The sequence below is a fragment of the Pseudoalteromonas sp. genome (assembly GCF_036960685.1).
Lineage (GTDB): Bacteria > Pseudomonadota > Gammaproteobacteria > Enterobacterales > Alteromonadaceae > Pseudoalteromonas.
The window spans coordinates 1-8,451 of the sequence record NZ_JBALXK010000046.1; the positions used below are offsets into that span (position 1 = coordinate 1).

Sequence of the window (8,451 nt, forward strand, 5' to 3'; positions counted from 1 at the left end):
GCAAGAATTGTGGGGAGTGCTTATCGCTTATAATCTGGTTCGTTTAGAAATGACAGCGATAGCAAAGGAAGCTAAGGTCGCGCCAACCCGAATCAGTTTTACCGCTGCAATAAGCTTGATAGATACACAATTAAGGTGGCTTGCTTTATCACCAGATGGAAAGCTGCCAGCAAAACTGAAGCAAATGCGAGCCGATATAAAACACTTTATCCTGCCAGATAAAAGAAAGCACCGAACGTATCCACGCTCAGTGCTCTACATACCCAGTCGCTATCCACTTAGATATAAACAATAGCGCTTATCCGAATAGCATTACTCATCTAGAGGGCATTATTTTGAAATGACTTATGACTTGTGAGTATCTAGCCATTGGTGTATCGCTTGCCTACTCCCTTGGAAGACAACCCTGTCATTTTTCTTTTCAAGTTGGTATTGGTACATCGGGTCATAGTAAATATCGAGTAACAGGTTTATCCAGTCTAGATGTTTACTGGTATCATTTTGGCTTTGTTGTACCTTAAGTGCATCGTCAACCAAGTCCTGTAATTGCTGATGTTGTTTACCGCCTAAGCGTTTACGGATCCCCAATAAACTTTGAGTCAAATAAGCTCTAAATGCATCAAAACCATCATGCTCACCAAAGTGAGACACATAATCAGCGAGTTTTTGTTCAACATAATCATTCAATAAACGCGGTAAACGCGCATCTAATGGTTCATCGAGAACGATAATATCCGCTTGTTGCATGGCGTTGTAAAAATGATGAGGCAGGGCTGACCGGCCTATAAGCATACTTTCATCTTCTAACAGTAAATGGCTATGTTGCTGTTGTTGATGCTTCAGTAATGCCACACCTAAGTTATTTTCGAAGTTAATTTGACTGGGTTGTGGATCGATATTTTTGCCAAAGCTTGATCCCCGATGATTGGCAATGCCTTCAAGATCGACGGACTCATCACGTTGGTTGATAACTTCCGTTTTACCACTGCCTGTTATGCCACTTAAAATGAGCACTTTAGATTGATTGGGTGCTTGCTCGATAGTATTGATTAAAAAATTACGCATGGCTTTATAACCCCCTTCAATATATGGGATATTCATGCCAGATTCTTTAATCCATTGCTGTGATAACGTTGAACGTAAACCACCACGAAAACAATATAAATAACTATCAGGATGTTGTGACAACTGAGCGAGCCAAGCATCTATACGTTGTTGCTTAACGGGACCATTTACTAACCTATGACCTAACGCTATGGCAGCATCTTGGCCATTTTGTTTATAACATGTTCCTACTTTTTGGCGTTCACTATCTTGCATTAACGGTAAATTAATCGAGTGACTAAAGGCACCTTTGGAAAATTCAATGGGTGCTCTGACATCTATTAACGGACGATTTTCTAATAATAGTCTGCCATATTCTGAGCTGGGAATGACGTCACTCATTAGCTTAATTCCATAAGGATATCGTATCCGTCAGCGCGAGGTTCATATTCATGGAGGGTACCGATACAAGTTGCGGCAATACCATTGGTTTCCAATAATACTTTCAGTTCATGTTCAGCCTCTGCACTCACAGAAACTAACAATCCGCCGCTGGTTTGTGGATCGCAGATAATGGCTTTCTGTTCATCGGTTAATGGCGGTAAATACTCGCTATAACTGTCAAAATTACGATGGGTACCGCCTGGGATACAACCTTGAGCGAGGTAATCACTGACTTTGGGTAACAAAGGAACTTGGGATAATATTAAATTCGCTTTAAGTTTTGCACCTTGGCACACTTCAATTAAGTGGCCAGCCAGTCCAAAACCAGTGACGTCAGTTAAGGCATTAACGCCAACAATTTTAGCGATATCAATACCAATTGTGTTGAGCTGACACATCGCATCAGGTGCAATTTGACTGTCTTCATCACGCAGTTTCTTTTGTTTCTGCGCAGTGGTCAGAATGCCAATTCCAATCGGTTTGGTGATATATAGGCGATCGTTAGCTTTAGCGGTGTTATTTTTCTTTACTTGCTCGAGCGGGATTTGTCCTGTCACGGCTAAACCAAAAATAGGTTCTGGGGCATCAATACTGTGACCGCCAGCCAGCATAATACCAGCATCGGCACAGGCTTGACGTCCACCATCAACCACTTTTTGGGCTATTTCTGCTGCTAATAGATTGATTGGCCAACCTAAAATAGCAATCGCCATAATAGGCGTTCCCCCCATGGCATATATGTCGCTAATGGCATTGGTTGCTGCAATTCGGCCAAAGGTAAATGGGTCATCCACAATGGGCATAAAAAAGTCAGTGGTACTGATAATGCCAGTTTGTTCATTCAGCTTATAGACGGCTGCATCGTCACGTGTTTGATTACCGACTAATAAGTTAGGATCAGTAAACACAGGGAGTTGTGACGCAAGAATGGTACTTAATACTTTTGGGGAAATTTTACAGCCGCAGCCTGCGCCATGGCTATATTCGGTGAGCTTAATTGTTTGATCAGGCATGGTAGTTGATTTATCGCTGGCGTATTGAGCAGCAATTATAATGTTTCTCAGTAAGAATATCTTGTATTTTACTCTGTCATTAACGTGACTGTGTCGAGAGTCGAGAATAAAAGATAATTATGAGCATTAGTTTATTTTGGTTGCGGCTAGTTTTTCAACCAATAGAGATAATATGACGGAGAGCCGACTATCGTGGTAAGGCGCAAAGAGCATACACATGAACACATAAAACAAATGGCGAGCGATGGTGATGACCCATTTAAAGCCGAGAACATCGATAAGCTAAGATTAATAAAATTGGCGAGTCAAATAGGTTAGGTATCAAGTACTTTGATTCATATATTGAGAAGCTACCACGATTTATTATTAGCGGTATCTGAACAGTCATTAGCGCAGTTAGCCACAACATTAACGTTAAAGATGAGTGATAATACACTGTTGAATACTCAGCAGACGGCGATACGATCCTGTTAGCCTCTGGAGTGAGGGGGTTAACTTTAGCCACAAGGGCGGGTACTTACCACTTTCCCTAAGGATTTTTGGTCTAAAGTGGCGCTGAGCATTGCCCCTTTTTCGATGGCAGTCAGACCAACTGCCAAATGTTGTAACAGCAAGTGCGCCCAACAATTTACCAAACCTCAACATGGGTTAAGAGCTGAGATTAATTAACTCTTTACTCGAACTCGTTGAGATTACTTAAAAAAAAAGGTCACGCTATACGTAACCTTTTTTTATGCTATTTACGTATTATGACGTATAAGCAGCAGTTAAGCTTTTCCAATTACGTTGTTGTTCAAGAAATTGGTTACGCAATAATTGTACTTGTTGTTTCAGATTGTGATCTGTAAGTTGCTTGCGTTTCGCCTCTAACAAGCTCTTTTTCGCTTGATAATAGTCAACTAAGTGTTGCTTCATCAGCTCATACTCTGCTTGAAATTTTTCTATAATTTCATCGCAGTTAGGTAAGTGCGCAACCTGATTCTGTGCTTGTAAAAGTTGCATCTGCAAACGTGCACTTTCAATGCGTTCTTGTGGCACTTTACGTAAATCACTGGCTAAACCAAACCAGTTCATTAGCTTGATTAACCATTTGGTTGGATCGTAGTCCCACCATTTTATTCCATTGCGGTAATCATTTTCGAAAATATGATGGAAGTTGTGATAACCCTCGCCATATGTCAGCAATGCTAAAAATGCATTATCTTTAGCGGTATTTTTATCTGTGTACGGTTGTTTACCCCAGAGATGAGCCAATGAGTTTATGAAGAACGTACAGTGATGTACTACCACTAGACGCAATAAACCTGCCATAAGTACCATTGATAAAATATCGCCATTCAACCAGCCTATAAATGCTGGTAAACCTATATTCATTAAAATCACTAAGGCTAAGTAGTGCTTGTGTTGCCACATAACGATACGATCATTTTGTAAATCGCGGACGTTATTATAGTTACTATAGCGGCTTGCTTGATACTCGCGCAGCATCCAACCTATGTGGCTGTACCAAAATCCCATTTTGGCTGAATACGGATCTTTATCATTATTATCAACATGTTTGTGATGAACGCGGTGATCACTACACCAATGTAATGCACTGTTCTGTAGTGCTAACGCTCCGCCTAGTGCGTATAAAAAACGAACCGATGAGTGAGCTTTATAAGCTTTATGTGACCATAATCTGTGGTAACCCGCAGTAATCGATAGACCACTTGCGTAAGCGAAAATAACAAATGCAATCCATTCAATGCCATCAAAGCCATGGGTAAAACCACGCCAAGGGATTAACACCAGAGCACCAATAAAAGTAATGGCAAATAACAGGGTATTAAGCCAAATGATTGGAGGTTTATTCATTTAGTAGGGTTCCAATAATAGGGATAAATAAGTTGAGCGTACAATTGTACGCTAATTTAACGTACAGAACTAGTCATGGTCAAGCTTAACAGGGCTGTGTTTCTGTTGTAAAAACGGTATTATCTGTGAATTAATATTGACTGAATGGATTAGTAAATGGGCGTAAGAGCACAACAAAAGGAAAAAACCCGCCGTGCATTAGTAGATGCTGCATTTAATCAACTCAGTGCCGAGCGTAGCTTTTCTAGCTTAAGTTTACGTGAAGTTGCACGTGAAGCTGGTATTGCGCCCACATCATTCTATCGCCATTTTAAAGATATGAACGAGCTTGGCTTAACCATGGTCGATGAAGGCGGATTAACCTTACGTCAAATGATGCGTAAAGGTCGTCAACGCGCAGAAGCCGGTGGTAGCGTGATCCGTATTTCTGTTGACACTTTTATGGAAGTGTTGGAATCAAATCCTAACGTATTTCGAATACTGTTACATGAACGTTCAGGTACCTCTGCCGCATTTAGAGCTGCAGTTGAGCGCGAAATTGAACACTTTATCTCTGAACTTGCTCATTACACTGAAGCACAAGCTAACCGAACACCTGTGTTAGCGCGCGCTCAAGCTGAAGCGCTGGTTATTTTGGTATTTAATGCGGGAGCATCGGCGTTGGATTCAAAACGTAGCGAACGTAGAGCGTTGGCCGACCAATTAGTATTGCAACTGCGGATGGTCGCTACTGGTGCTGAAGCGTTACAACATAAAATGGATAATAGAGCCTAATCAACTGCCTTTATAAACAAACAGTACGCTAATCATTAGCGCCCTGTTTGTTAGTTAATCTGCATTACTTACGTTCTAGTAATACTCCCGATTCCATGTGGTCGGTATAGGGGAATTGGTCAAATAGCGCAAAGCGAGTGATTTTATGTGTTTGGCCTAAGGTTAACAAATTGTCATTCAGTGTTTCTGGATTGCATGAAATATACAAAATCCGCTCATAACCTTGTATAAGCTTTAATGTTTCAGGGTCAATGCCTGCACGAGGCGGGTCAACAAAGATAGTATTGCAATCGTAACTGTCTAAGTCGATGCCTTCTAAACGTCTAAATTGACGCTTTTTCGCCATCGCATCACTAAAGTCTTCAGCAGACATACGAATAATTTGGACATTATTGACTTTATTAATATCGATATTGTACTGAGCGGCATCAACTGAAGGCTTGGCCAGTTCAGTTGCTAAAACGCGATTGAAATTTTGTGCTAATGCAATAGTAAAATTGCCGTTGCCACAGTACAACTCAAGTAAATCTCCTTGGCTGTTTTTAGTTGCATCAACGGCCCATTCCAACATTTTTACGGATACTTTAGCATTGGGCTGGGTAAAGCTATTTTCTATCTGCTTATAATGTAATCGTTGAGCGTTTACTGTAAGTGTTTCGGTAACATAGTCTTTATCTAAATCGATTTTCTGTTTGCGTGCTCGGCCAATAATACTGACATTAAATTGAGCAGATAATTTTGCCTTTAATTGAGTCGCATGTTCGCGCCATTCTTCATCAAGCTGACGGTGATATAACAAAGAGACCAATATCTCGCCACTTAACGTCGATAAAAAGTCAATTTGAAACAGCCTATAGCGTAACACAGGATTGGGAGTTAATTCGGCGATTAATGCAGCCATCATTTGATTAATCATCAACCCCGCTGGCAAATATTGATCGCAACGCACTTTAGCATTCAATGCTTTATCAAACATGTAGTAATATAAGTCATCACCTTCATGCCACATTCTAAACTCAGCACGCATGCGATAATGCATAGGCTCAGAAGCAAAGACTTCAAGCTTTGGTGGATTGAAATCGGCAAAGGCCTGTTCTAGCTTGATGCGCTTTTGTTGTAATTGTGCATCGTAGTTTTTAGGATCCATTGCAGCTAAATTCATATCGACCACCTAAGACTGTAAAAAAGGGCGCAAATAGTATACTAAATGACGCTGATGTCTAGTATTACGCGCCTAAGTATAAAATGACATGACGATTAAAACTGAGCATATTCATATTTGGAGCCCCTATTGTCTGGACCTATTTTAGTATTTGATTCTGGTATCGGCGGATTGTCGGTCATGAATGAAATTAGAAAACAGCTGCCACAGCATGATTATTGCTATTTATTTGATAATGCCCGCTTGCCCTATGGCAACTTATCAGAGCAAGAGTTAATAGCTGGATGTGTTGCTCTGATCACCCATCATGCTCGACGTGTTAATGCCAGTATCGTGGTTGTTGCCTGCAATACCGCCAGTACTTTGGTATTGCCGCTATTACGAAAACAATTAACAATTCCTATCGTGGGCGTTGTTCCTGCCATAAAACCTGCCGCGATGTTATCGAAGAAAAAGCACATTGGTTTATTGGCTACGCCGGGCACAGTGAAACGAGATTACACTCAAGCGCTAATCAATCAGTTTGCTGGAAACTGCAAGGTCGAATTATTTGGTACGTCAGATTTAGTGTTACTTGCTGAGCAACATGTGGCGCGTCAGCAAATCGATAGGAATAAACTGAACGATATCTTATTTCCCATAGCGGCATCTAATATTGATGTACTGGTACTGGGCTGTACCCATTTCCCAATGATAGCGTCAGAAATTAGTTGTTATCTTGGTGGCGGCGTAACACTATTAGATTCTGGGGAAGCAGTAGCAAAGCGAGTTAGGTTTTTACTGAGCAGAGACAATGATGGAAGTAAACAATTACAAGCGTGTTATACCAAGGATATTAGCGAAGGGCTTAAAGCAACATTAGTCGATTATGGTTTTGGTGATTTTTCGCTGGTAACCATAACCGACTAACAACACTGTTTGAATAGTGCTAAGAATCCGGCTCAATAACGATTAGCTATTTTCTGTATCAGATTCTTGTGATTTAGCTTCTCTTACCTTTAACGTGCGTTCTTGAAAGCTGTAGTCGTTTAATTTCGACATTGCCTTCTGTGCTCCCGCTTCAGACATCTCAACAAACCCAAATCCTTTACGGCGTCCTGTTTTACGGTCTCGTACTAAACGAACGGAGTTAACCGGTCCGTACTCACCGAACAATGCTTTTACTTCTCCCTCATGAACACGATAAGGCAAGTTGCCAACATACAGTGTCATAGTGGGACCTACATACGGTTCCTCTGTAGAATTTGAACCACTAGATGGCATAAAGGTGAAAATTAACGTCGCAACGACTACACCAGCAATAAACGCTACCGAAGATGGTGTGCCGCCAAACTGAGAAAAAACAAAAGCGCCAAGAAGCGCCGCAATCAAAACAATCACGAATGATTTCTGCATAAAATAATCTCTAATGAATAAAAAAATGATAAATAACTGTTAAATACTATTACATACTAATTAAAAATTACCAGATAAACCAGAGTACTGTTGAAAAATTGAGCTTGAAATCAACTTAAATATCAAAAATAAGTGTTTTGTGATTTAGGTGAAGACGGTTCTTTGAACAAAAAAGTTAAAAAAGAATCGATCTGACCAAAAGTTCGACATTCAAAACATTTCATCAATAAAAGCGCTTGCACTAAATCTCAAGCTGCCTATAATGCGCATCCACTGACACGGCATACAGCGAAAGCAGAAACCGGTTAGCGTTATTTACAACTACTTAATAGTGTTGATAACAGGCAAAAAGAAGTTTGAAAAAACACTTGACGCCATAAAGGGAATGCGTAAAATACGCATCCCAAGCCAATGACCTAGCGTCTTACGGCGATGCATGAAAGATAGCATCAACGCTCTTTAACAATTTATCAAGTAATCTGTGTGGACATTCACAGGTATTGAGTTATTCGAAATTGTCTTCTGTTCTTCGGAATGTTGGCAATCAAAAAATTTCAACTCAATGCAACGATGAGTGTTCATAGTAATATGTACAAAGACTTAAGCAACTTCGGTTGGTTAAGCAATCAGAATTCATTGAGCCGAAAGCGTCGTTCTTACTTGTAAGAGTGGGGTTTTCAAAAAACTTTAATTGAAGAGTTTGATCATGGCTCAGATTGAACGCTGGCGGCAGGCCTAACACATGCAAGTCGAGCGGTAACA

The 8,451-nt window shown here is 40.5% G+C and carries 7 protein-coding genes, 1 rRNA gene and 1 pseudogene; 4 read left to right on the top strand and 5 right to left on the bottom strand.

The genetic code is table 11. The features are described from left to right. A pseudogene (locus tag V7783_RS20670) lies at window positions 1–295 on the top strand (IS4 family transposase); the annotation flags it as partial. A gap of 50 nt (window positions 296–345) precedes the next feature. Here the strand turns inward: V7783_RS20670 and mnmH are convergent. From mnmH to V7783_RS20685, 3 genes are all read right to left on the bottom strand, one after another. Next, window positions 346–1,446 carry a tRNA 2-selenouridine(34) synthase MnmH gene (gene mnmH / locus V7783_RS20675; RefSeq protein WP_101033662.1) on the bottom strand — a complete coding sequence of 367 codons (1,101 nt, stop codon included), beginning with the start codon at window positions 1,444–1,446 and terminating at the stop codon, window positions 346–348. Then, window positions 1,446–2,501, bottom strand: a complete 1,056-nt coding sequence (gene selD / locus V7783_RS20680; RefSeq protein ID WP_101033664.1) for a selenide, water dikinase SelD — start codon at window positions 2,499–2,501, stop codon at window positions 1,446–1,448. The genes mnmH and selD overlap by 1 nt, the downstream gene beginning before the upstream one ends. 747 nt (window positions 2,502–3,248) lie before the next feature. Next, on the bottom strand, window positions 3,249–4,358 hold the full coding sequence (locus V7783_RS20685) for an acyl-CoA desaturase (RefSeq protein ID WP_335680341.1): 1,110 nt from the start codon (window positions 4,356–4,358) through the stop codon (window positions 3,249–3,251). A 156-nt stretch (window positions 4,359–4,514) separates the two neighbouring features. Here V7783_RS20685 and fabR point away from each other — a divergent pair, with 156 nt between their 5' ends. After that, a complete protein-coding gene (gene fabR / locus V7783_RS20690; protein ID WP_101033668.1) occupies window positions 4,515–5,132 on the top strand; it encodes an HTH-type transcriptional repressor FabR in 618 nt (205 codons plus the stop codon). Between the two features lie 64 nt (window positions 5,133–5,196). On the opposite strand, the gene trmA is transcribed toward fabR, so the two are convergent. Then, the gene (trmA, locus tag V7783_RS20695; RefSeq protein ID WP_335680342.1) at window positions 5,197–6,294 is read right to left on the bottom strand and encodes a tRNA (uridine(54)-C5)-methyltransferase TrmA; all 1,098 of its coding nucleotides are present in this window, start codon (window positions 6,292–6,294) and stop codon (window positions 5,197–5,199) included. Between the two features lie 129 nt (window positions 6,295–6,423). Between trmA and murI the strand changes: the two genes are divergently transcribed. Beyond that, entirely contained in the window at window positions 6,424–7,203 is a 780-nt protein-coding gene (murI, locus tag V7783_RS20700) for a glutamate racemase (RefSeq protein ID WP_335680343.1), read from the top strand. A gap of 42 nt (window positions 7,204–7,245) precedes the next feature. Here the strand turns inward: murI and V7783_RS20705 are convergent, their stop codons facing one another. Further along, window positions 7,246–7,689: an RNA recognition motif domain-containing protein gene (locus tag V7783_RS20705; RefSeq protein WP_101033675.1), complete on the bottom strand. Its 444-nt coding sequence runs from the start codon at window positions 7,687–7,689 to the stop codon at window positions 7,246–7,248. 688 nt (window positions 7,690–8,377) lie between these two features. Between V7783_RS20705 and V7783_RS20710 the strand changes: the two genes are divergently transcribed. Continuing rightward, a 16S ribosomal RNA gene (locus V7783_RS20710) occupies window positions 8,378–8,451 on the top strand; the annotation flags it as partial.

Coding starts and splice junctions, on each gene's coding strand:
- mnmH (WP_101033662.1), bottom strand. CDS start 1,446: ATGAGTGACGTCATTCCCAGCTCAGAATATGGCAGACTATTATTAGAA.
- selD (WP_101033664.1), bottom strand. CDS start 2,501: ATGCCTGATCAAACAATTAAGCTCACCGAATATAGCCATGGCGCAGGC.
- V7783_RS20685 (WP_335680341.1), bottom strand. CDS start 4,358: ATGAATAAACCTCCAATCATTTGGCTTAATACCCTGTTATTTGCCATT.
- fabR (WP_101033668.1), top strand. CDS start 4,515: ATGGGCGTAAGAGCACAACAAAAGGAAAAAACCCGCCGTGCATTAGTA.
- trmA (WP_335680342.1), bottom strand. CDS start 6,294: ATGAATTTAGCTGCAATGGATCCTAAAAACTACGATGCACAATTACAA.
- V7783_RS20705 (WP_101033675.1), bottom strand. CDS start 7,689: ATGCAGAAATCATTCGTGATTGTTTTGATTGCGGCGCTTCTTGGCGCT.